General features: G+C 42.0%; 18 protein-coding genes. 14 read left to right on the plus strand and 4 right to left on the minus strand.

Going from position 1 to position 22,460, the window contains the following annotated elements:
* Positions 1-234: 234 nt before the first annotated feature.
* Positions 235-789, minus strand: a complete 555-nt coding sequence (locus tag J5A60_RS03985; protein ID WP_212510647.1) for an NAD(P)H nitroreductase — start codon at positions 787-789, stop codon at positions 235-237.
* A gap of 134 nt (positions 790-923) precedes the next feature.
* On the opposite strand from J5A60_RS03985, the gene sppA reads away from it, so the two are divergent.
* The 6 genes from sppA (at position 924) to dapD (ending at position 7,587) form a co-directional block, all read left to right on the plus strand.
* Entirely contained in the window at positions 924-2,810 is a 1,887-nt protein-coding gene (gene sppA / locus J5A60_RS03990) for a signal peptide peptidase SppA (protein ID WP_212510648.1), read from the plus strand.
* A 40-nt stretch (positions 2,811-2,850) separates the two neighbouring features.
* Entirely contained in the window at positions 2,851-3,975 is a 1,125-nt protein-coding gene (gene tyrA / locus J5A60_RS03995) for a bifunctional chorismate mutase/prephenate dehydrogenase (RefSeq protein WP_212510649.1), read from the plus strand.
* A gap of 79 nt (positions 3,976-4,054) precedes the next feature.
* On the plus strand, positions 4,055-4,678 hold the full coding sequence (locus J5A60_RS04000; RefSeq protein WP_006717883.1) for an L-threonylcarbamoyladenylate synthase: 624 nt from the start codon (positions 4,055-4,057) through the stop codon (positions 4,676-4,678).
* Between the two features lie 45 nt (positions 4,679-4,723).
* On the plus strand, positions 4,724-5,710 hold the full coding sequence (gene rluB, locus J5A60_RS04005) for a 23S rRNA pseudouridine(2605) synthase RluB (RefSeq protein ID WP_048750970.1): 987 nt from the start codon (positions 4,724-4,726) through the stop codon (positions 5,708-5,710).
* Between the two features lie 34 nt (positions 5,711-5,744).
* The gene (gene cysB, locus J5A60_RS04010; RefSeq protein WP_048750969.1) at positions 5,745-6,716 is read left to right on the plus strand and encodes an HTH-type transcriptional regulator CysB; all 972 of its coding nucleotides are present in this window, start codon (positions 5,745-5,747) and stop codon (positions 6,714-6,716) included.
* Between the two features lie 43 nt (positions 6,717-6,759).
* The gene (dapD, locus tag J5A60_RS04015) at positions 6,760-7,587 is read left to right on the plus strand and encodes a 2,3,4,5-tetrahydropyridine-2,6-dicarboxylate N-succinyltransferase (RefSeq protein WP_048750968.1); all 828 of its coding nucleotides are present in this window, start codon (positions 6,760-6,762) and stop codon (positions 7,585-7,587) included.
* 72 nt (positions 7,588-7,659) lie between these two features.
* Here the strand turns inward: dapD and tehB are convergent, their stop codons facing one another.
* The gene (tehB, locus tag J5A60_RS04020; protein WP_212510650.1) at positions 7,660-8,520 is read right to left on the minus strand and encodes an SAM-dependent methyltransferase TehB; all 861 of its coding nucleotides are present in this window, start codon (positions 8,518-8,520) and stop codon (positions 7,660-7,662) included.
* 435 nt (positions 8,521-8,955) lie between these two features.
* On the opposite strand from tehB, the gene aceE reads away from it, so the two are divergent.
* The 4 genes from aceE (at position 8,956) to J5A60_RS04040 (ending at position 16,123) form a co-directional block, all read left to right on the plus strand.
* Positions 8,956-11,613 (plus strand): pyruvate dehydrogenase (acetyl-transferring), homodimeric type, encoded by a 2,658-nt coding sequence (gene aceE, locus J5A60_RS04025; protein ID WP_109127883.1) that lies wholly within the window; start codon positions 8,956-8,958, stop codon positions 11,611-11,613.
* Positions 11,614-11,686: 73 nt separating this feature from the next.
* Positions 11,687-13,567 (plus strand): pyruvate dehydrogenase complex dihydrolipoyllysine-residue acetyltransferase, encoded by a 1,881-nt coding sequence (aceF, locus tag J5A60_RS04030; RefSeq protein WP_109858944.1) that lies wholly within the window; start codon positions 11,687-11,689, stop codon positions 13,565-13,567.
* Positions 13,568-13,664: 97 nt separating this feature from the next.
* Positions 13,665-15,089 (plus strand): dihydrolipoyl dehydrogenase, encoded by a 1,425-nt coding sequence (gene lpdA, locus J5A60_RS04035; RefSeq protein ID WP_212510651.1) that lies wholly within the window; start codon positions 13,665-13,667, stop codon positions 15,087-15,089.
* Positions 15,090-15,316: 227 nt separating this feature from the next.
* Positions 15,317-16,123 carry a CatB-related O-acetyltransferase gene (locus tag J5A60_RS04040; protein WP_249113891.1) on the plus strand — a complete coding sequence of 269 codons (807 nt, stop codon included), beginning with the start codon at positions 15,317-15,319 and terminating at the stop codon, positions 16,121-16,123.
* A gap of 81 nt (positions 16,124-16,204) precedes the next feature.
* Here the strand turns inward: J5A60_RS04040 and J5A60_RS04045 are convergent, their stop codons facing one another.
* Both J5A60_RS04045 and J5A60_RS04050 read right to left on the minus strand, forming a co-directional pair.
* Complete coding sequence (locus J5A60_RS04045) at positions 16,205-16,801, minus strand: aminotransferase class IV family protein (RefSeq protein WP_212510652.1); 597 nt, start codon at positions 16,799-16,801, stop codon at positions 16,205-16,207.
* 2 nt (positions 16,802-16,803) lie between these two features.
* Complete coding sequence (locus tag J5A60_RS04050) at positions 16,804-17,781, minus strand: aminodeoxychorismate synthase component I (RefSeq protein WP_212510653.1); 978 nt, start codon at positions 17,779-17,781, stop codon at positions 16,804-16,806.
* Between the two features lie 94 nt (positions 17,782-17,875).
* Between J5A60_RS04050 and J5A60_RS04055 the strand changes: the two genes are divergently transcribed.
* From J5A60_RS04055 to J5A60_RS04070, 4 genes are all read left to right on the plus strand, one after another.
* Positions 17,876-18,442, plus strand: a complete 567-nt coding sequence (locus J5A60_RS04055) for an anthranilate synthase component II (protein WP_212510654.1) — start codon at positions 17,876-17,878, stop codon at positions 18,440-18,442.
* A 152-nt stretch (positions 18,443-18,594) separates the two neighbouring features.
* Complete coding sequence (locus J5A60_RS04060) at positions 18,595-19,539, plus strand: 2-hydroxyacid dehydrogenase (RefSeq protein WP_212510655.1); 945 nt, start codon at positions 18,595-18,597, stop codon at positions 19,537-19,539.
* 89 nt (positions 19,540-19,628) lie between these two features.
* Positions 19,629-21,557 carry a TonB-dependent siderophore receptor gene (locus tag J5A60_RS04065; RefSeq protein ID WP_212510656.1) on the plus strand — a complete coding sequence of 643 codons (1,929 nt, stop codon included), beginning with the start codon at positions 19,629-19,631 and terminating at the stop codon, positions 21,555-21,557.
* Between the two features lie 66 nt (positions 21,558-21,623).
* Positions 21,624-22,436, plus strand: coding sequence for a helical backbone metal receptor (locus J5A60_RS04070; RefSeq protein WP_212510657.1), 813 nt, complete (start codon positions 21,624-21,626; stop codon positions 22,434-22,436).
* The last annotated feature ends 24 nt before the right edge of the window (positions 22,437-22,460 follow it).

Genomic DNA, 22,460 nt, shown 5'->3' on the forward strand with positions numbered 1-22,460 from the left:
AGTTTCAATTAATAGTTAACAAAGAGTTAACATATAAAAATAGTATTATATGATATGATGCGTTGTCAAAACTTTTCTATTTATTTGGCATTATTTTTTATCACGACAAATAAAGGAAAGAGATTAAAGCAGAGAAAACGTTCGTTTGCTGTGCTGAAAATAATGAAAAAACAGACCGCACTTTACTCATTCTATCTAAAGTGCGGTCTGTTTTTCTGTTGTTTTTTAGGGGATTTACAAGGAAGAAACTACATCGTCTAAACTGAGTACTTTTTTCTCTCTTTCTAATTTTTCTTCGCCGGAACCTAACATAATAAAACCAATAATTTTATCTTGTACTTCACATCGGAAAGCGTTGCGTAGTGCCGAACCCTCTAGCCAAGGGCCGCTGATCCAAACGTTTTTAAAGCCTAACGCGTTGGCGGCAAGTTGCATCGCATAAGTGGCGCAACCGGCGCAGAGTAGTTGTTCCCATTCCGGCACTTTCTTAATGGTCGGATCTAATTTCGCGACCACACCAATAACCATCGGTGCGCGACCGGCAAGGTTTTCAGCTTTTTTCAAACGTTCTTCACCCAGATTGAGTTCATGCACCGCACTTTTTAACAAATCGCCGAAGGTAGCCATTTTTTCTTTTTCGATAACCACAAAACGGTAAGGTTGTAATTTACCGTGATCTGGTACACGCAAGGCGGCTTGAAAGATTTGGTTTAATTGCTGTTTATTGGGTGCCGGTTCGTTAAGTTTTTTTTGTGAACTGCGTTTCGTGAGGAGTTGTAATGCATCCATTTGAGCTTCCTTTTATAGAAGAAATAACGTGCGGTGGATTATAGCACAGTTTTTAAAACAGGCTTTTCTCTAGGTTTATTCAGACGTAGGTTTATGGTATTTTAAACGCCATTTTGTTGATTTTTCGAGGTTATATGAAATTTATCGTCTCTTTGGTGAAGTTTGCCTGGCGTATCCTTAATTTTATTCGTGATTTAGTCATGAATATCGTTTTCTTGATTTTTGTTTTATTGGCACTTTCCGTTTTTACCCTGATTGTTGGGGCGGATAAACAGGAAAAAGTCGTGTTAAAAGGTGATCAAGGGGCGTTGTTATTACAACTGGATGGCTATTTGGCAGATAATCGCGATGATCAAAGCAGTTTCAAAAGCATGCTAAAAGAATTGGATGATCAACGTATTGCGCAACAATATTCGACCTTTGATGTCATTTATGCCATTGATTCAGCAGCACAAGATGACAACGTGAAAGGCTTGGTGTTGGATCTCAATTATTTTCAAGGAGGCGATTTGCCATCGCTTGAATATGTCGGTGAAGCGATTGAGAATTTCAAAGATAGCGGTAAACAAGTGATCGCCTATTCGGACAGCTACAACCAATCTCAATATTTCCTCGCCAGTTATGCCGATGAAATTTACATGAATCCTATCGGCAGTGTGTCTATTGAAGGCTTGGCACAGGAAACGCTGTATTACAAAGAGATGCTGGATAAATTAGACGTGAACCCGCATGTGTTCCGTGTGGGCACCTATAAATCAGCCGTTGAGCCGTTTTTCCGTAATGATATGTCGCCTGAAGCGCGTGCTAATTTGCAACGTTGGTTGAATATCATGTGGGAGAATTACACGGCACAGGTGGCCACCAATCGAGATATTCCTAAAGCGGTTGTCGCGCCGAGTGCAAATACCTATTTGACCGAGTTAAAAGCATTAAAAGGCGACAGTACAGCATATGCGGTAAAACGTAAATTAATTACTGATGTGTTGGATCGTTTTGATTTAAATAAAAAATTGATCGCACTTTTTGGTGAAGACAAAGAACATCAGCCGAAAACCGTGGATTTTGATACTTATTTAGCCTCTTTACCGGATCGTTTAACCGGCGAAACAGACAATAAAATTGCCGTAGTGAACGTCGAGGGCGCGATTGTGGACGGCGAAAGTGATGAGGAAAATGCCGGTGGCGATACGATTGCGATGTTATTGCGTCAGGCACACGATGATAAAGACGTAAAAGGCGTGGTATTGCGTGTCAATAGCCCGGGCGGCAGCGCTTTTGCTTCTGAAATCATTCGTCAGGAAGTAACGCATTTACAGAAAGCCGGTAAGCCGGTGGTGGTTTCTATGGGGGGGATGGCCGCATCCGGTGGTTATTGGATTTCTTCCACGGCGGATTATATTGTGGCAGATAAAAACACCATTACCGGCTCTATCGGTATTTTTGCCGTGTTACCTACTTTCGAGAACACCATTAAGAAAATTGGCGTTTCTGCCGATGGCGTGAAAACGTCCGATTTGGCGTTAGGTTCTCTTTTAAGCCCGTTGCCCGCTGAATTAAATGATGTATTACAGCTGGAAATTGAACATGGTTACGATCAATTCTTAACTAAAGTGAGCGAGGGGCGTCATTTAACTAAAGCCCAAGTGGATAGGGTTGCACAAGGTCAAGTTTGGCTTGGTTCCGAAGCGTTAGCGCATAAATTGGTGGATGAGTTAGGTAATCTTGATACCGCTCTAGGAAAAGCCATGGAATTGGTGAATGAAAGACGCGCGGAGCAAGAAAAAATTGATGAAAGTCGTTTCTCTGTGGAATGGATGGTGGACGATGAGCGTACGTTGATTAAGAAAATCATGCGTGATTTCAAAGGTGAAGGGCGCATTTGGTTACAGCGTGTGATGACAGAAACTGTCGGATTACCAAAAGAAATGACACAGTTTAAAAAACAACTGGGTTTGTTAAATACGTTTAACGATCCGAAAGGGCAATATTTATATTGCTTAACCTGCGGTTCTGTGAAATAAAAGTGCGGTCGGTTTTTCGGGGGTTTTTAGCGGAGATAAGATGGAACAGTTAGCAGAGTTAAGAGCGCAAATTGATCAATTAGATCAAGAATTGCTACAGCTTTTGGCAAAGCGCTTGGATGTGGTGCATAAAGTGGGTGAGGTCAAACAACAACATGGCTTGCCTATTTATGTGCCGGAACGTGAAGTCGAAATTCTGCAACGCAAACGTGAAGCCGCTGAGCAACTTGGGTTGTCGCCGGATTTAATTGAAGACATTTTACGCCGCATTATGCGTGAGTCTTATGTCAGTGAAAATCGTTTCGGCTTTAAAACCGTAAATCCTGCAATTCGCAAAATTGTTATTGTAGGTGGGCGAGGCAAACTTGGGTGTTTGTTTGGGCGTTATCTTGAAGGTTCCGGTTATCCTGTTGTGGCGTTGGAACACGAGGATTGGCCTCAGGCAGAGCATATTTTGCAAGAGGCGGATGTCGTGATTGTTTCTGTGCCTATCGCCAATACGCCTGAAGTGATTGAACGTCTTAAACCTTATCTTACCCCAAATATGTTGTTGGCGGATTTAACCTCTGTGAAACGAGTGCCGTTACAAAAAATGCTGGAAGTGCATCAAGGTGCAGTGGTGGGTTTGCATCCGATGTTCGGGCCGGATATCGTCAGTATGGCAAAACAAGTGGTGGCATGTTGTGATGGGCGTTTTACCGAATGCTATCAGTGGTTGTTACAACAAATTCAAATTTGGGGCGCAAAAATTTACCAAGTGGATGCGGCAGAACATGATCATCACATGACCTATATTCAGGCGTTGCGCCACTTTTCGACGTTTGTATATGGTTTGTATTTATCGCAACAGCCGGTGGAATTGGAAAAATTATTAGCATTATCTTCGCCGATTTATCGTTTGGAATTGGCAATGGTCGGACGTCTATTTGCACAGGATGCAGCATTATATGCTGACATTATTGCGGATAAACCGGAAAACTTAGCGGTGATTGAACATCTGAAAAACAGTTATGAAGTCGGCTTTGATTTTTTCAAAAACCATGATCGTCAAGGCTTTATTGATCAATTCAATCAAATTCGCGACTGGTTCGGTGATTATTCAGAACAATTTTTACAGGAAAGCCGTCAATTATTACAGCAAGCCAGTGACGCAAGAAACGTTTAATAGTACGGTACAAAGCGTTATCCTGCAGGCGCTTAAACTGCTATAATACGCCGCAATTTTACTCGGAGACTGAAAACAGATGAGTCAATTTTTTTATATCCATTCGGAAAATCCGCAGGTGCGTTTAATCAATCAAGCGGTTGAAATTTTACGTAATGGCGGCGTGATCGTGTATCCTACCGATTCCGGCTATGCATTGGGTTGCATGATTGGGGATAAGCATGCGATGGATCGTATCGTGCAAATTCGCCAATTACCGGAAGGGCATAATTTTACTTTGGTGTGCAGTGATTTATCGGAGTTATCCAATTATTCTTTGGTGACGAATTCTGCTTATCGCTTGATCAAAAACAACACGCCAGGACGTTATACTTTTATTTTAACGGCAACCAAAGAATTACCACGCCGTTTAATGACGTCCAAACGAAAAACCATCGGGATTCGCGTACCGGATAATCAAATTGCCTTGGATTTATTAAAAGCGTTGGGTGAACCGATTTTATCTTGTTCTTTAATGTTGCCTAACGAAGAGCATATTACCCAATCAGATCCGGAAGAAATTCGAGACCGCTTAGAACATCAAGTGGATTTAATTATTCACGGCGGTTATTTAGGACAAGAGCCAACCACTGTGGTTGATTTAACGACAGAAACACCGGTAATTTTGCGTGAAGGCAGTGGTTCGGTCGCTCCGTTTATTTAAACCTATTTTTGAAAAAGACGCTTGGGAAAGCGACAACGAGGATTTATGAAACCCACAACACAAAAACGCGTTCAAAATCGACCGCACTTTACACAGAAAAACCAACCTGTCGTAGCGAAAAATCGTCCAACTTCAGTAAAACCAAATGGAAAAAATGAGATGAAAATGACTTCAGCCGAAGGCGAGAAGTTACAAAAAGTATTAGCTCGAGCCGGGCAAGGCTCCCGTCGTGAAATCGAAAGCATTATTGCGGAAAATCGAGTCAGTGTAGATGGTAAAATCGCAACGCTAGGCGATCGAATTAACGTGAATTCCGGTGTGAAAGTGCGTATTGACGGTCATTTAATTAATCTGACACAGGCGCAGAAAGAAGTGTGTCGTGTATTAATGTATTACAAACCGGAAGGTGAGCTTTGCACCCGCCATGATCCGGAAGGGCGCGCTACCGTGTTTGATCGTTTGCCGCGTTTAACCGGTGCTCGTTGGATTGCAGTAGGTCGTTTAGATATTAATACATCGGGTTTATTGTTATTCACAACGGATGGTGAATTGGCGAATCGTTTAATGCACCCAAGCCGCGAAGTTGAACGGGAATATTCCGTGCGCGTGTTTGGTGCAGTGGATGACGCTATGTTGAATCGCTTAAAAAAAGGCGTTCAATTGGAAGACGGCCCGGCAAATTTTAAAGAGATTAAATTTGTTGGTGGGGTGGGGATGAATCAATGGTTTGATGTGACTTTAATGGAAGGACGTAATCGTGAAGTGCGTCGTTTATGGGAATCGCAAGGCATCCAAGTGAGCCGCTTGATTCGTATTCGTTATGGCAACATTAAATTGATGAAGAATTTACCACGTGGTGGCTGGCAGGAGATGGAACTGGCAGACGTGAATTATTTACGTGAATTGGTCGGTTTACCACCGGAAACCGAAACCAAATTAGACATGAATAAGCAACGACGTAAGCCAAAGACAGGGAAAATCCGTAAGGCAGTTAAACGTTATTCAGAATTAAGTAAACGTTATAAAAAATAACCGCACTTTACGGTTGTCATTAAAAGGAGAATTTATGAAATTTCAACAGCTTCGCTATATTGTTGAAGTCGCTAATCAAAATATGAATATCACGGAAGCTGCGCATGTGCTATTCACATCGCAACCGGGGATTAGTAAACAGGTACGCTTATTGGAAAATGAGCTAGGCGTAGAGATTTTTGAGCGTAATGGTAAGCACATCAAAGGATTAACGCCGCCCGGGAAAAAAATTGTGGCGATCTCTCGTGAGATTATGATGAAAATGCAAGGCATTCGTTCTGTTGCCGATGAATATACCAAGCCTGAACAAGGTGTATTGCGTATTGCAACGACAAATACGCAGGCGCGTTATATGTTGCCTGCGGTGGTCGAGAAATTTTCTCAGCGTTATCCCAATGTAAGTTTGCATATTCATCAAGGTTCGCCTACACAAATTTATGATGCGTTGATGTCTGACGAAGTGGATTTAGCCATTACTACCGAAGCACAATATCTCTTTGATGATGTGGTATTGCTGCCGTGTTATTTATGGAATCGCTCCGTGATTGTGAAACCCGATCATCCTTTAGCACAATGTGAACATCTCACGATTGAAGAATTGGGTAAATATCCTTTGATTACCTATACCTTTGGTTTTACTGGCGCATCTGATTTGGATTATGCTTTTAATAGTGCGGGGATTTTGCCAAACATTGTGTTTACTGCAACGGATGCGGATATTATCAAAACCTATGTACGCATGGGCTTAGGCGTCGGGATTATGGCTTCTATGGCACATACATCGGCAGATAAGGATTTAGTGGCTATCAAAGCAGATCATTTATTCCGTCCAAGCATGACACAAATTGCATTTAAGAATGGTGCATTCTTACGAAATTATATGTATGACTTTATTAATTATTTTTCACCGCACTTGACTCGAACCAATGTCGAAAAAGCCGAAAGATTGCATGATAATAGCGATGTGAAAAAGTTATTTAGTAATGTCACGTTAGAAGTATTGTAATCTTAACGCATTTATTTTTATTCACACTGATATAGGAAGCAAGATGTCAAATTTACAACAAATTATTGAAAACGCCTTTGAAAAACGTGCGGAAATCACACCTAAAACTGTTGATGCACAAACTCGCGCAGCCATTGAAGAAGTGATTGAAGGCTTAGACTGCGGTAAATATCGCGTAGCAGAAAAAATTGATGGCGAATGGGTGACTCACCAATGGTTAAAGAAAGCGGTATTGCTTTCTTTCCGTATCAATGAAAATCAAATCATTGATGGTGCAGAAACCAAATACTACGACAAAGTTGCTTTAAAATTTGCTGATTACACGGAAGAACGTTTCCAACAAGAAGGTTTCCGCGTGGTGCCATCTGCTACTGTGCGTAAAGGGGCATACATTGCTAAGAACACAGTGTTAATGCCATCTTATGTGAATATTGGTGCGTATGTGGGCGAAGGAACGATGGTGGATACTTGGGCAACGGTCGGCTCTTGCGCACAAATCGGTAAAAACGTGCACTTATCCGGTGGCGTAGGGATCGGTGGCGTGTTAGAGCCATTACAAGCTAACCCAACTATTATTGGTGATAACTGCTTTATCGGTGCACGTTCCGAAGTTGTTGAAGGCGTTATCGTTGAAGACGGTTGTGTAATCTCTATGGGGGTCTTTATTGGTCAATCCACTAAAATTTACGATCGTGAAACCGGCGAAATTCACTATGGTCGTGTACCGGCGGGGTCTGTTGTTGTTTCTGGTAGCCTTCCGTCAAAATGCGGTAAATACAGCCTTTACTGTGCCGTTATCGTGAAAAAAGTGGATGCCAAAACGCTAGGAAAAGTCGGTATCAACGAATTATTACGTTCCATTGAAGAATAATTAAAAACGCAATAAAAAAAGACCGCACTTTATATCGCAAAGTGCGGTCTTTTTCTTTTCTAAATCGGCAAACTATTTCTTTCTTGCCAACATGGTCACAAACTTCATTTTATAGCGATTGCCGTTTTCATCGGTTTTGTGCAGTTCACCCATGTTTTCGTTGTATTCCAAGAATTCCCAATCTTTGTAGTATTCTTTCAATTCATTTTCACCAAAGGTGAAAGAGAAGGGTACCGGGCAAGGCACTTCCGCTGTGGACATGGCGGCCACGATTAAATTGTAACCACCCGGATTGGTGTGGTTTTGCATGTTTTCAATAATTGCCGGTACGCGGGTGCGATCGAGGAACATAAAGACCACAGTTGACAAAATAAAATCATAGTTTTCTTGAATGTTTGCATCGTTGATATTGTAAAGAGCGGTCTGAATTTTCAGATTTTCTTTTTCTTTAGTCTCGTTTAAAAATTGGAGACTGTTTTCATTGTGATCCCAAGAAGTTACATCATAGCCGAGTAAACTCAAATAGAGAGAGTTACGCCCTTGTCCACAACCTAAATCTAACACCTTACATGGTTTGATAATTTTAGCCGCATTGACCACATCGCCATGAGTCGCGGTCATATTGTATTTTTTGCTGAAGTAGTCTTCCTTGGTGCAATAAAATTCAAGGAAACATTCCAAATCATCGGAAAGGGCTTCGACACGATGCCAAAGTTGAGGTTCAACGAAAGGTGTTTCATCTTGTGGGGTGAAAATGTGTTCGCTCACAATATCGCCATTTTCCGTTAACACATAAAATTTGAGTTTGCCCTTTAAGACGGTGAGTTTTCCCCAAGTGCCGACTTTGGTGTTGTGCTTTTCTTGAAACATTTTTGGCAAGCTGTCTTTAGTCCAAACCGGCATTTTTTTGTAACAAATAAGTTCGTTTTGCATTTTTTATCTCCAAATTTTTATGCGATATAAATAGTTGAGTCTAATGGTAGGTTAATTGAGCAAAATACGCAATATTTAATTCTTTTTTTCAATGGCTAATATGTGATGACGATCACCTATTTTAGAAAGTGCGGTGGTTTTTTTAGGTGTTTTCTTGGGTGTTGAAGATTGTCGCGTAAATTTATGTATAAATGGTTATTTAAAAGAGCTCGGCGATAAGATATTTTCCGCTGCAGAGATAAAAATCACTATCATTCTTTCAAAAAATCTAATAAGATTTACATTATTTGTTAAAAATTTGTAATGTATGTTTTTTGTACAGTTTACATAGGGGTTTTGGCAAATTAAACCATTTTTAGTTATCAATTCGTTGTTTAATTGCTACCAAAAGTAGCGTTAAACGTACTTCTAACTTAACAAAATAAGGAAAAAACTATGTCAGAATTGTTAAAAAATGACGTAGATCCGATCGAGACTAACGATTGGTTGGCAGCAATTGATTCGTTAATTCGTGAGGAAGGCATTGAGCGCGCTCAGTTCATTATCGATCAAGTTATGCAACAAGCTCGCGCCGGTGGCGTTTCTTTACCTAGTGGGATCACAACCGATTATGTGAATACCATTCCAGTTTCCGAGCAACCGGCTTATCCGGGCAATTTAGAGATTGAACGTCGCATTCGTTCTTATGTTCGTTGGAATGCCGTGATGATGGTATTACGCGGACAGAAAAAAGACCTTGATTTAGGTGGCCACTTATCCACTTTCCAATCTGCGGCAACCATGTATGAAGTCGGTTTTAACCATTTCTTCAAAGCAGCAACAGAGAAAAACGGCGGTGACTTAGTCTTCTTCCAAGGCCACGCGGCGCCGGGGATGTATGCTCGAGCTTTCCTAGAAGGACGTTTAACGGAAGAGCAATTAAACAACTTCCGTCAAGAAGTGGATGGCAAAGGTTTGTCTTCTTACCCTCACCCGAAATTAATGCCTGATTTCTGGCAATTCTCAACCGTTTCTATGGGTTTAGGCCCGGTGAACGCCATTTATCAAGCCCGTTTCTTAAAATACTTACACAATCGTGGTTTGAAAGACACTGCTGATCAAAAAGTGTATGCCTTCTTAGGCGATGGCGAGATGGATGAAATTGAATCTAAAGGTGCATTAACTTTCGCCGCTCGCGAACATTTAGATAACTTAATTTTCGTCATTTCCTGTAACTTACAACGCTTAGACGGCCCGGTAAACGGTAACGGTAAAATCGTTCAAGAATTAGAAGGTTTATTCGTGGGCGCCGGTTGGGAAGTGATCAAAGTCATGTGGGGTAGTCGTTGGGATAAATTATTTGCTAAAGACACCACAGGTAAACTCACCCAATTAATGATGGAAGTGGTTGATGGTGACTACTTAACATTCAAATCTAAAGACGGTGCTTACGTACGTGAACACTTCTTCGGTCGTTACCCGGAAACCGCCGCATTAGTTGCTGATATGACTGATGATGAAATTTGGGCGTTACAACGTGGCGGTCATGATCCGCTTAAAGTGTTTGCTGCATTCAAGAAAGCACAAAATGCCGGTAAACCGGTTGTTATCTTAGTGCAATCTGTGAAAGGCTATAAAATTGCGGAAGCAGAAAGTAAAAACACCGCACACCAATCCAAAAAAATGTCTGCTGACAGTATCAAAGCTTACCGCGACTACTTCCACATTCCAGTGAAAGATGAAGATTTGGAAAGCTTGCCTTACGTCACCTTCCCAGAAGGTTCCGAAGAGTACAAATACTTACATGAACATCGTAAAGCATTGCAAGGTTATGTGCCTGCACGTCAACCGAAATTTACCGTGGACTTCAAAGTACCTGAGCTTTCAGAATTCTCTGCCTTGTTAGAAGCGCAACCACGTCCGATTTCAACCACAATGGCATTCGTTCGTTTCTTGAATACGTTATTAAAAGACAAAAATGTGGGTCAACACATTGTGCCAATCGTGGCAGACGAAGCGCGTACTTTCGGTATGGAAGGCTTATTCCGTCAAATCGGTATTTACAACCCGCATGGTCAAAATTATGTCCCATCCGACCGCGATTTAGTGGCTTACTACCGTGAGGCGAAAGATGGACAAGTATTACAAGAAGGTATCAACGAATTAGGTGCAACGTCTTCTTGGTTAGCAGCGGCAACCTCTTACTCCGTCAGTAATGTACCGATGATTCCATTCTTCATCTATTACTCTATGTTTGGTTTCCAACGTGTTGGTGACTTGATGTGGGCAGCAGGTGACCAATTGGCACGCGGTTTCATGATTGGTGGAACTTCCGGTCGTACAACATTGAATGGTGAAGGTTTACAACACGAAGATGGTCACAGCCACATTCAATCTTTAACGATTCCTAACTGTGTCTCTTATGACCCGGCATTCGCTTATGAAGTGGCGGTTATCATGCAAGACGGTATTAACCGTATGTATGGTGAAAAACAAGAAGATGTGTTCTATTACATCACCACATTAAACGAAATTTACGATCAACCAGCAATGCCTGCAGGCTCTGAAGAAGGTATTCGTAAAGGTCTTTATAAATTTGAACGCGTACAAGGAAAAGGTAAAGGCGAAGTGCAATTACTTGGTTCCGGTGCGATCTTGCGTCATGTACGTGAAGCGGCTCAAATCTTGGCTAACGACTACGGCATCAGCTCTGATGTTTATAGTGCGCCATCCTTCACTGAAGCTGCTCGCGAGGGGGCGGATGCGGTTCGTTGGAATATGTTACATCCAACCGAAACACCACGTGTGCCATACGTTGCTCAAGTGATGAACGACAAGCCTGCCGTTGCAGCAACCGACTACATGAAGCTTTTTGCTGAGCAAATCCGCGCTTATGTACCGGCTAAACATTATCATGTGTTGGGTACGGATGGTTTCGGTCGTTCCGATAGCCGTGCGAACTTGCGTGACCACTTTGAAGTAGATGCACACCACGTTGTGGTTGCCGCATTACATGTGTTGGCACAAGAAGGCACAGTTGACAAGAAAGTGGTTGCCGAAGCAATCGCAAAATACGGTATCGATCCTGAAAGATTGAATCCGTTATACGCATAAAAAATAACGAAAAAAACGACCGCACTTGATGAAAGTGCGGTTGGTTTTCCAAACGTTTAAAAGGTAAAAAGAAATGGCTAAACAAATTCAAATTCCGGATATCGGTAGTGATGAAGTGACCGTTACCGAAGTGATGGTAAAAGTTGGAGATACAATTACTGCGGATCAATCCATCATCAATGTTGAAGGTGATAAAGCATCGATGGAAGTGCCGGCACCTGAAGCAGGCGTGGTTAAAGAAGTGTTAGTGAAAGTGGGAGATAAAGTGACCACAGGCACGCCTATGTTGGTACTAGATAGCGCTGACGCAGCACCTGCACAAGCCGCTCAACCGGCCGCAGCACCTGCCGCTGCGCCGGCTAGTGCACAAGTAGTTGATGTGAATGTGCCGGATATCGGTTCTGATGAAGTCAACGTTACCGATGTTATGGTCAACGTAGGCGATCGTGTTGAAGTGGATCAATCCATTATTAACGTTGAAGGTGATAAAGCGTCTATGGAAGTGCCAGCACCTGTTGCCGGTATCGTGAAAGAAATCATTATCAAAGCGGGCGATAAAGTGTCCACTGGCACATTGATTATGCGTTTTGAAGTTGCCGGCAGTGCGTCTGCTTCAGCACCAGTGGCATCTGCGCCTGCTGCCGCGCCTGCAGTACCGGTTGCCGGTGGTGTGAAAGAGGTGAATGTCCCTGATATCGGCGGTGACGAAGTTAACGTGACTGAAATTATGGTAAAAGTGGGCGATAGCATCACCGAAGAGCAGTCATTAATTACCGTTGAAGGTGACAAAGCTTCGATGGAAGTGCCAGCACCATTTGCAGGTGTCGTTAAAGAAATTTTAGTGAAAGTGGGCGACAAAGTCTCTACCGGTTCATTAATTATGAAATTTGAAGTGGCAGGTGCTGCACCGGTTGCTGCAGCTACATCACAAGCCGCAGCACCGGCACAGGTAGCTGCGCCAGCTGCCGCACCTTCTGCGCCGGCAGCAACTGCATCTGATGCTGATGTCACTTCAGCGAAAAGTTTTGCACACGCCACACCGGTGATTCGCCGTCTTGCTCGTGAATTCGGTGTGAACTTAGATAAAGTGAAGGGTACCGGTCGTAAAGGTCGTATCTTAAAAGAAGACGTTCAAGCTTATGTAAAAGCGGCAGTGAAAGCGTTAGAAAGTGGTTCTTCAGCGGCTACTGGTACTGCAAATGGCGCAGGTTTAGGCTTGCTACCATGGCCGAAAGTTGATTTCAGCAAATTTGGTGAAATCGAAGAAGTGGAATTAAGCCGTATCAATAAGATTTCCGGTGCGAACTTACATCGTAACTGGGTTATGATTCCACACGTTACTCATTTCGATAAAGCAGATATCACCGAGTTAGAAGCTTTCCGTAAAGAACAAAATGCCTTAGCGGAAAAACAAAAACTTGGCGTGAAAATCACACCGGTTGTGTTTATTATGAAAGCGGTTGCTAAAGCATTAGAAGCGTATCCTCGTTTCAACAGTTCTATCACTGAAGATGCACAGCGCTTAATCTTGAAAAAATACATCAACATCGGCGTGGCGGTAGATACACCAAATGGTTTGGTTGTACCGGTATTCAAAGATGTGAACAAAAAAGGCATTATCGAGCTTTCCCGTGAATTAGCGGAAGTGTCTAAAAAAGCACGTGACGGTAAATTAACGGCATCCGATATGCAAGGTGGCTGTTTCACCATCTCCAGTATCGGTGGTTTGGGTACAACTCACTTTGCGCCAATCGTGAATGCGCCTGAAGTGGCGATTTTAGGTGTATCCAAATCTTCAATGGAACCTGTATGGAACGGTAAAGATTTCGCACCGCGCTTAATTCTTCCGATTTCCTTGTCATTCGACCACCGTGTGATTGACGGTGCCGACGGTGCACGCTTCATTAGCTACATCGGTTCTGTGTTAGCAGATTTACGTCGTTTAATTATGTAATTTATTGTGCCTCTCAAATGAGAGAGGCATTTTTAAATTTTTAGCGTTTGATTAAATGAAGTGCGGTCATAAAAAATCGCATTTTTAAGGAGACAAAATGAGTAAAGAAGTGAAAACCCAAGTGGTTGTGCTTGGCGCAGGTCCGGCAGGTTATTCCGCTGCATTCCGTTGTGCTGACTTGGGCTTAGAAACAGTCATCGTTGAACGTTATTCTACTTTAGGCGGCGTTTGTTTAAACGTAGGTTGTATTCCGTCTAAAGCGTTATTACACGTTGCAAAAATTATTGAAGAAGCCAAACACGTTGAACATCACGGCGTTGTTTTTGCTGAACCAACTATTGATTTAGATAAAATTCGTGCCGGTAAAGAAGGCGTGGTTTCTCGCTTAACCGGTGGTTTAGCCGGTATGGCAAAAATGCGTAAAGTACAAGTGGTACAAGGCGAAGCAAAATTTGCTGATTCCCATACTTTAGCGGTAACCGACAAAGACGGTAATGTTACTAACGTAAAATTTGATAATGCAATTATCGCGGCGGGTTCTCGTCCAATTGAATTACCATTTATTCCACACCACGATCCGCGTGTTTGGGATTCTACGGATGCGCTTGCATTGCGTGAAGTGCCAAAAGAATTGTTAATCATGGGCGGTGGTATCATCGGTTTGGAAATGGGGACCGTTTACCAAGCATTAGGTTCTAAAGTTGATGTGGTTGAAATGTTCGACCAAGTGATTCCTGCTGCAGACAAAGATATCGTTAAAATCTTCACTAAACGTATTGAGCAAAAATTCAATTTAATGCTTGAAACCAAAGTGACTGCCGTAGAAGCGAAAGAAGACGGCATCCATGTGTCTATGGAGGGTAAAGCGGGCAACATCACCAAACGTTACGATGCCGTATTAGTGGCTATCGGTCGTACACCAAACGGTAAATTGCTTGATGCAGAAAAAGCCGGCGTCAACGTTGATGAACGTGGTTTCATTCGTACCGACAAACAAATGCGTACCAATGTTTCTCACATTTTTGCTATCGGTGATATTGTGGGTCAACCAATGTTAGCGCATAAAGGTGTTCACGAAGGTCACGTGGCTGCTGAAGTTATCGCAGGTAAAAAACACTATTTCGATCCGAAAGTGATTCCTTCTATTGCCTATACTGAGCCTGAAGTGGCATGGGTAGGTAAAACTGAGAAAGAATGTAAAGCAGAAGGCTTGAACTACGAAGTAGCAAACTTCCCGTGGGCGGCTTCCGGTCGTGCTATTGCTTCTGACTGTGCTGACGGTATGACGAAACTGATTTTCGATAAAGACACTCATCGCGTATTAGGTGGAGCTATTGTAGGTACCAACGCAGGTGAATTGTTAGGTGAAATCGGTTTGGCGATCGAAATGGGCTGTGATGCGGAAGACATCGCGTTGACCATCCACGCTCACCCGACCTTACACGAATCTGTCGGTTTAGCGGCCGAAGTCTTCGAAGGTTCGGTCACCGACTTACCAAATCCAAAAGCGAAGAAAAAATAATTTATTTAATTAAACATAAAAGCCTTTCTGTTTAGGAAGGCTTTTATGTAGGAGTAATTAATTGCCGGTAGTAATGATTTGGTAAAGATATTATTTAGTGTGTCTTTTATCATTGATATTCTATTTCTCTCTTTTCTGCTTTTATTGTGGTGCTCGTTTTGAACATATTTTGAATTATTACAATGTGGAGCTTACCAAATAAAGCAAATTATTTAAATAGACCATTTATGTCAGTAACTTTATATAAATTTAAAGAAGAATGTAAGCATACACGTTCATTTCGCTGGACAAAAAAACATTCTGAGTTTTGTCTGGATAATAAGATTTATCTTTCACATAAAGGAGAGGAAATTTATAAGGAAAAGAAATTTTTTATAAGCAAAGGAACAAAAATCGAAATAGAAGATGATGTTATTGTAGAGCAATATTCAACAATGCCAGTAAGAAATTTTTCTAGTGTAGGAGCTTTTTCTCTTCCAACTTGTCACTTTACATGTAATGTAAAAATTGGGAGATTTTGTAGTATTGCTTCTAATGTAAAAATCATGGCGGGAAGTCATCCATTAAATAGATTTACAACACATATGCTTACTTATAATGGAGAGTTTGATAAATTTGCATTAAGTGAATTTAAACATGATTGGGTATTAAATCCCATAAAAACTATTCCTGAACCTCCAATTATTGGAAATGACGTTTGGATTGCTGAGGACGTAGTTTTAAAAGGAGGAATAACGATAGGTGATGGTGCAGTTATTGCTTCAAATTCAGTTGTGACAAAGGACGTACCACCTTATGCAATTGTTGGAGGAGTTCCTGCTAGGATTATTCGATATAGATTTAGCTATGATGTGATTGATGAATTAATGAGAATTAAATGGTGGAATTACAACTATGTTGATTTACCAGATAACAGTAAATGTGACGATATTGACTATTTTATTAATCAAATGAACATTATGATTTCCTCTGGTGAAATAAAGGAGCATATATATAAAAATTTTAATTTATCTGAGATATTTCCTTCTCTCTAGTATCATAAATCAAATGTCTTTTAGTTTGTCTTAAGTCTTTATTTACTTTCTTCAGTGTGCATTGAAAAATGCACACTCCCGCTATATTCCGTTTGTTCCGTCATTCAACGCATTGATCAACCTGATTTCTTCAAACAAACTCAAATCTGTTGCTAAAATTGACCGCACTTTTATACGACCTTGGGCTAATAATGCCGCCCGTTGGGTGCCTTCAAGGAGTGGCGTGTCAGGGGTGAACCATTGTGTACCTTGGCGGAAAATAAGGTTGCCGATAGTGCAGTCGGTGACATGCCCGTTTTTGATGATCATGATTTCATCGCAATCGCCTTTTTGCGCGAGTAATTCGTTTAATAAAGTGCGGTCAGCGAATTTCAAGCCGTAGTCAATGTGGTCGCAGATAACCGGTTTAAAGGTGCGGTAATGTTTACGCTGGTAAGGAAAATAACGGCATTGAATTTGCTTGGCGTTGTAATCGATTCGGCAACGAATCAGCGGTTCGGCAGCCAGTTCGAGCGGTACACGAATATGTTCGGCAAGTTGAAAAATGCGAGGGAAAACGACCGCACTTTGTTTGCTATAAAATGCCTGTAAACTGCGTTCGTAGCGTTGTTGATGGCGTTCGATATTGCGGATTTTGCCTTGTTCGATGGCAAGGGTTTCAAATAAAGGAAATTCCATGGTTAAGCCCTCTGTAACGGCACATACACTTTTTGAATCAATTCTTGATATTCTTCCTGTGCGTCACTTTGAATGGTAATGCCACCGCCACTGCGGAAAACAAAGCCTTTTTCTGTGTCTTCAATAAAACGAATTGCCACCGCACTTTGTAATTTTTCACCGTCAAAAATACCGAATATACCGGTGTAATAGCCGCGAGGTTGTTGTTCGGCCTGTTGAATAATTTGTACGGTTTTTTCTTTGGGGGCGCCACTGATAGATCCGGCGGGTAACAGTTTGGCAAGAAGAGAACCGATTTCTTTCTGCCAGTTCTCTGCCAATTCACCACGAATTTCGGAACTGGTTTGCAAAATGGCACCGCGTTCTGTTTGTATTTCTTCCACATAACGAAAGTGAGTCACTTGAATGTTTTCAGCGACGGTGGCTAAATCATTCCGCATTAAATCCACGATGGTGTAATGTTCTCGCTGTTCTTTTTGATTGTTGAGCAAGGTGGCTTGAGCATGGGGCAGCGTTGCATCAATCGTGCCTTTCATCGGATAAGTGAAAATCTGGTTGTTGTATAAATTGACAAAACATTCCGGTGAAAAACACACAAATTGATCTTTGAACAACAATTTATACTTCGCTTGGCTCTGTTGGAACAGTTGGCGCAGTGAATAATGGGTTTCAATCGGTGTAGGGTAGGTCAGATTCAGCAAATAGGAATTGCCGAAGTGCTGTTCTTGTTGTACTAAATCAAACCCCTTTTGATATGTGGCAAAATCCATTGGCTGTTTATGTAAATAAAAAGGCACTATCGGTAAATCTTCCCGCCAATTCACGTTGTTATAGTCAGGAAATTGCACAAAAATGCCCTGTTCTGCTGTTTTATTTAACGGGCACAATATCGGTTTTTGTTGCTCAAAATCAATTAAAAAGAAGAAGGGCGTTTTCGTTTTGCCAAATTGGTTTGCTTGTTGAATAAAATCTTGCCACATAACATTATCTCGTGAAAAATCGGCGAAAATTTTAGCTTAAATCGCCATAAAATTATATACTTCACCGCCTACTTAGCCCTCAGAGAAAGAGTTTATGTCGCTACTGATCATCAATAATCACGATTCTTTTACATTCAACTTAGTGGATCTCATCCGTCGTTTAGATGTGCCATTTCAAGTGGTCAATGTGGAAGAACTGGATTTAGATGCCGTAGGCGATTTTTCTCATTTATTGATTTCTCCCGGCCCGGATGTACCGCGCGCTTATCCGCAATTATTTGAGTTGCTGGCATGTTATCAGCACAGTAAATCCATTTTGGGTGTGTGTTTAGGGCATCAAATGTTATGCGAATTTTTTGGTGCAGAATTACATAATCTCCCATCCCCTCGTCATGGGCAAGCCAAGCGGTTGCAGTGTGTGGCGGAATCCCTTCTCTTTAAAGATATGCCGCAGGCCTTTCAAATTGGCTTATATCATTCTTGGGCGGTAAGTGAGCAGAATTTCCCAAGCGCATTACAAATTACCGCCCGTTGTGATGACAACATCATTATGGCCATGCAGCATAAAACGTTGCCGATTTACGGGGTGCAATTTCACCCGGAATCCTATATTTCGGAATATGGTGAGCAAATTTTGCGAAATTGGTTGCAGGAATCTTAAGAATCGCCATCAAAGTGCGGTGCTTTTTCGCTACGTTTTTTAGATCGGGATCACACAAATCACAAAAATCCTTTCTCTCCCTTGTTTTTGCGCAAGGGCTTCTTTAAGGTTAGACGCTATATTCAAATATTGTGAAACTAAAGGAGTTTTTGATGAATATTGTTTTTCTCGATCGTACCAGTATTCCCGCAAGCCATGATATTCCACGCCCAAGCTTTCCACACACTTGGACGGAATATGACCGCACATTGCCGGAGGAAACCTTTGAACGCGCCAAAGACGCCGATATTGTGGTGACCAACAAAGTGGTGTTTGACCGAGAATTATTAAGCCGATTACCGAAATTAAAACTCATCGCCATTACTGCCACCGGTACCAACAACATTGATTTAGACGCTGCGAAAGACCTCGGCATTGCCGTAAAAAATGTGCCCGGTTATTCCAGTGTGGCCGTGCCGGAGCATGTCTTGGGTATGATTTTCTCATTAAAACACAGTCTTATTGGGTATCATCGCGATCAAGTGACCTCTGATCGTTGGGCCACCTGCGGACAGTTCTGCTACACCGATTATCCGATAACGGATGTGCGTGGTGCGACGTTAGGTGTATTTGGTAAAGGTTGCTTAGGCACAGAAGTGGGACGTTTGGCGCAATTATTGGGCATGAACGTATTGTATGCGGAACACAAAGGGGCAAGCCACATTCGTGAGGGGTACACAGAGTTTGAAACCGTATTGAAACAAGCGGATATTGTTACGCTGCATTGCCCGTTAACCGATACCACCAAAAATTTAATCAATGCGGAAACGTTGGCATTAATGAAACCGACGGCTTATCTCATCAATACCGGGCGAGGCCTATTGGTGGATGAAGCAGCATTGTTAGAGGCGCTAGAAAACGGCAAAATTGCCGGGGCAGCCTTGGATGTATTGGTTAAAGAACCACCGGAAAAGGACAACCCATTAATTCAAGCGGCAAAACGCTTACCTAATTTGTTAATCACACCGCATATTGCGTGGGCGAGTGATTCGGCAGTGACCACCTTAGTGAATAAAGTCGCACAAAATATCGAAGATTTTGTGATGCACGGTAAGTAATTCTTATTTCCTGTGGTATGATGTGGCGCCTAAAAAAGAGCGCCATTTTTGATGGCAAATCACATTTTCTAACTTAAAGAAACCTAACCATGAAAAAAAATCTTATCACAACTGCAATGTTATTTGCGCTTCCAACGATCGCCTTCGCCGGTGAAAACACAAAAACCGAATTAGATCCTGTTGTCGTTTATTCTGCGTATGCCACACCGGTGAACCAAGATCAAACCGCTTCCTCTGTTACGGTTCTCACTGAAAAAGATTTTGCCGAGCGCAACGCCACTTATGTGAGCGATGTGTTGAAAACCGTGCCAAGCCTTGCCGTAAGCGCTTCAGGCGGTCGTGGTACATTAACTAATGTGTTTTTACGTGGTGCGGATGCAAACCACACTGCCGTGATTATTGATGGTGTAAAAGCCAATCCGGTTTCCGGCTACGGTTTTGATTTCGGTGGATTAGCTTTAAGCAACATCGATCGCATCGAAGTCTTACGCGGTGAGCAATCCGCACTTTGGGGAAGTGATGCGATGGGTGGTGTGATTTATATCACCACCAAAAAAGGCCTCGAAAAAGGCAAAACCTTCAATGTTGACTATGATTTCGGCACAGGATCTCACCGCACTGTTGATGGTTCATTAACCCTTTCCGGTTCAAATAACAATTTTTATTATGCTTTACACGGCGACAGCCACCACACCAAAGGCATTTCAGCACTCAGCAAAGACCGTTTTAACTACACGGCACAAGATGGCACAGCGGTCAGTACCGGTGGAGCAAGTGAGCGTGATAAATTCCACCGTGATAATGCCTCTCTTCGTTTTGGCTATGACGATAACCAAAAAGGCTTTGATTTCTTAACCTCTCATAGCAGTCAAACAGCTAACTTTGATAACAGTGCAACAGATGAAAAAGGTCATTACACTCGTACACGTGATACCTTATTTAAATTAAGTGGTTTCTTAGGTAATGGCGATGAATTACTTAAACATAAAGTTGGCGTAAGCCATATCAAAACCGACAGCGATACGGTTGGCTATGCCTCAGCTTACGATGCGAAAAAACTCAATGCGAACTATCAATTAGATGTGAATTTTGATCGTGAAGGCTCCATCACGCAAGGTTTAAGTTTCTTAACAGACTATCAAAAAACAGATTTTAACTCGTCTTATTTCAATAATGCGGGTAATAAAAAGCTTATTGAGAAAAGCGTCGCGGCAGAATATCGCCTATTACACGATGCGGATCATAGTTTGAATATGAGTGGTCGTTACACTGATAGCTCTGAATACGAAAATTCATGGACAGGTCGTATTGCCGGGGCTTATCGCTTACATAACAATATGAAAGCACACGCAAGCATTGGTTCAGCAATTCAAAATCCGACAATTACGGAATATTACGGCTATAACGCACGCTATATCGGCAACCCAAATTTACAACCTGAGAAAAGTTTAGGGGGCGATATTGGTTTCTTATTTGAAACAGATGATCACCGCCATAGCGTTGATATCACTTATTTCACGCGTAACGTGAAAAATGCGATTAGTAGCGAAGTGATTAATTCCGTCACCTATGCAAGCCGTGCCGTCAATCTTGATGGGAAGAGCAAGGTTAAAGGTCTTGAAGTGGCTTACAATGGTAAAATCACAGATGTATTAACCGCTTATGCGAACTATACATATACCCAAACCCGAGACAGCAAAGGGATTGAATTGGCACGCCGTCCGAAACATTTAGCCAACACAGGCTTAGCCTATCAGATTACTGAAAAATTGGGCGCAGATGTGAATTTGTCTTACACCGGCAAACGCATGGATACCTACTATTCACCAAGCTACAGTACACATAAAGTGAAATTGCCATCTTACACCTTGGCAAACGTAGGCGTGAACTACAAAGTGGCGGAGAGTTTGACGGTTTACGCAAACCTCAACAACGTATTCAATAAAAAATACGAAAACGTCCTTGGCTATGGTCAAGACGGACGTCATGTTTATGTTGGCTTGAGAGGATCGTTCTAATCGTAAGGCGGGCTTTGATCTGCCGAATTTTTTAATCATGGCGGGCTGAAAACCCGCCTTCGTTATATGAAAAAAACATCTGTTATTTTCACCGCACTTTTTCTTTCCTTTTCTGCATACGCTGAGGAATTTGTGTCGCTCACCTTGTGCAGCGATCGACTGCTTGCGGAAATTGCCCGTCCGGAACAAATCGCGGCAATGTCGCCTTACTCTCAAAATCCGCGCATGATGTTGGATAAAATTAATCGGGACAAACCTATCCTTGAACCGCAACTTACCGCATTGTTGCCTTATTTGGATAAAACCCTGTTGATTAATGAAACCTTTTATCCGCAATTGGTTTCCGATTTAAAGCGCCTTGGCGTAAAAATTGTGCCGATTAATGACAGCCCACAAACCGCCGAAGAATTATTTGAACTCCTGTTGCAACTCGGGAAAATCACCGGTAATGAAGCCCATGCGGAACAGTTGGTGGCAAAATTAAAATTTCAAAAGACCAAACTGAATGTGTCCTTGACCGATACGTTAATGTTATCGGAGACCGGCGTAGTGGAACCCATTTTCCCGCAATATAACGTGCTATTAGCATTGCTTGGTTTAACGCCGTTAAAATACCCATTGACCCCACAAAATTTTTCATTAGAAAAAGTGTTGCTTGCCCAACCCAACGGGTTAATCGAAATCACTGACCAACAAAGCTATAACGAACAGGCGGAATTGCTTGACCATCCGCTGTTAAAAAAATACTTTGAAAATCGACCGCACTTTCGCATTCCGATGAAATATACTTATTGCTTTGATCATGGCGTGTGGCAGGGGGCGGAGATGATTTATAATCAAAGTATTCACAGTCAGAAACTTATGAAAAAATTATCGTAGGGACAGACTTTATGTCTGTCCGAT

It is taken from the genome of Aggregatibacter sp. oral taxon 513 (assembly GCF_018128305.1).
Lineage (GTDB): Bacteria > Pseudomonadota > Gammaproteobacteria > Enterobacterales > Pasteurellaceae > Aggregatibacter > Aggregatibacter segnis_A.

What these genes read in the sequence shown, in the direction of transcription:
- J5A60_RS03985 (WP_212510647.1), bottom strand. Translation starts at nt 789, where the DNA reads ATGGATGCATTACAACTCCTCACGAAACGCAGTTCACAAAAAAAACTT.
- sppA (WP_212510648.1), top strand. Translation starts at nt 924, where the DNA reads ATGAAATTTATCGTCTCTTTGGTGAAGTTTGCCTGGCGTATCCTTAAT.
- tyrA (WP_212510649.1), top strand. Translation starts at nt 2,851, where the DNA reads ATGGAACAGTTAGCAGAGTTAAGAGCGCAAATTGATCAATTAGATCAA.
- J5A60_RS04000 (WP_006717883.1), top strand. Translation starts at nt 4,055, where the DNA reads ATGAGTCAATTTTTTTATATCCATTCGGAAAATCCGCAGGTGCGTTTA.
- rluB (WP_048750970.1), top strand. Translation starts at nt 4,724, where the DNA reads ATGAAACCCACAACACAAAAACGCGTTCAAAATCGACCGCACTTTACA.
- cysB (WP_048750969.1), top strand. Translation starts at nt 5,745, where the DNA reads ATGAAATTTCAACAGCTTCGCTATATTGTTGAAGTCGCTAATCAAAAT.
- dapD (WP_048750968.1), top strand. Translation starts at nt 6,760, where the DNA reads ATGTCAAATTTACAACAAATTATTGAAAACGCCTTTGAAAAACGTGCG.
- tehB (WP_212510650.1), bottom strand. Translation starts at nt 8,520, where the DNA reads ATGCAAAACGAACTTATTTGTTACAAAAAAATGCCGGTTTGGACTAAA.
- aceE (WP_109127883.1), top strand. Translation starts at nt 8,956, where the DNA reads ATGTCAGAATTGTTAAAAAATGACGTAGATCCGATCGAGACTAACGAT.
- aceF (WP_109858944.1), top strand. Translation starts at nt 11,687, where the DNA reads ATGGCTAAACAAATTCAAATTCCGGATATCGGTAGTGATGAAGTGACC.
- lpdA (WP_212510651.1), top strand. Translation starts at nt 13,665, where the DNA reads ATGAGTAAAGAAGTGAAAACCCAAGTGGTTGTGCTTGGCGCAGGTCCG.
- J5A60_RS04040 (WP_249113891.1), top strand. Translation starts at nt 15,317, where the DNA reads ATGTCAGTAACTTTATATAAATTTAAAGAAGAATGTAAGCATACACGT.
- J5A60_RS04045 (WP_212510652.1), bottom strand. Translation starts at nt 16,801, where the DNA reads ATGGAATTTCCTTTATTTGAAACCCTTGCCATCGAACAAGGCAAAATC.
- J5A60_RS04050 (WP_212510653.1), bottom strand. Translation starts at nt 17,781, where the DNA reads ATGTGGCAAGATTTTATTCAACAAGCAAACCAATTTGGCAAAACGAAA.
- J5A60_RS04055 (WP_212510654.1), top strand. Translation starts at nt 17,876, where the DNA reads ATGTCGCTACTGATCATCAATAATCACGATTCTTTTACATTCAACTTA.
- J5A60_RS04060 (WP_212510655.1), top strand. Translation starts at nt 18,595, where the DNA reads ATGAATATTGTTTTTCTCGATCGTACCAGTATTCCCGCAAGCCATGAT.
- J5A60_RS04065 (WP_212510656.1), top strand. Translation starts at nt 19,629, where the DNA reads ATGAAAAAAAATCTTATCACAACTGCAATGTTATTTGCGCTTCCAACG.
- J5A60_RS04070 (WP_212510657.1), top strand. Translation starts at nt 21,624, where the DNA reads ATGAAAAAAACATCTGTTATTTTCACCGCACTTTTTCTTTCCTTTTCT.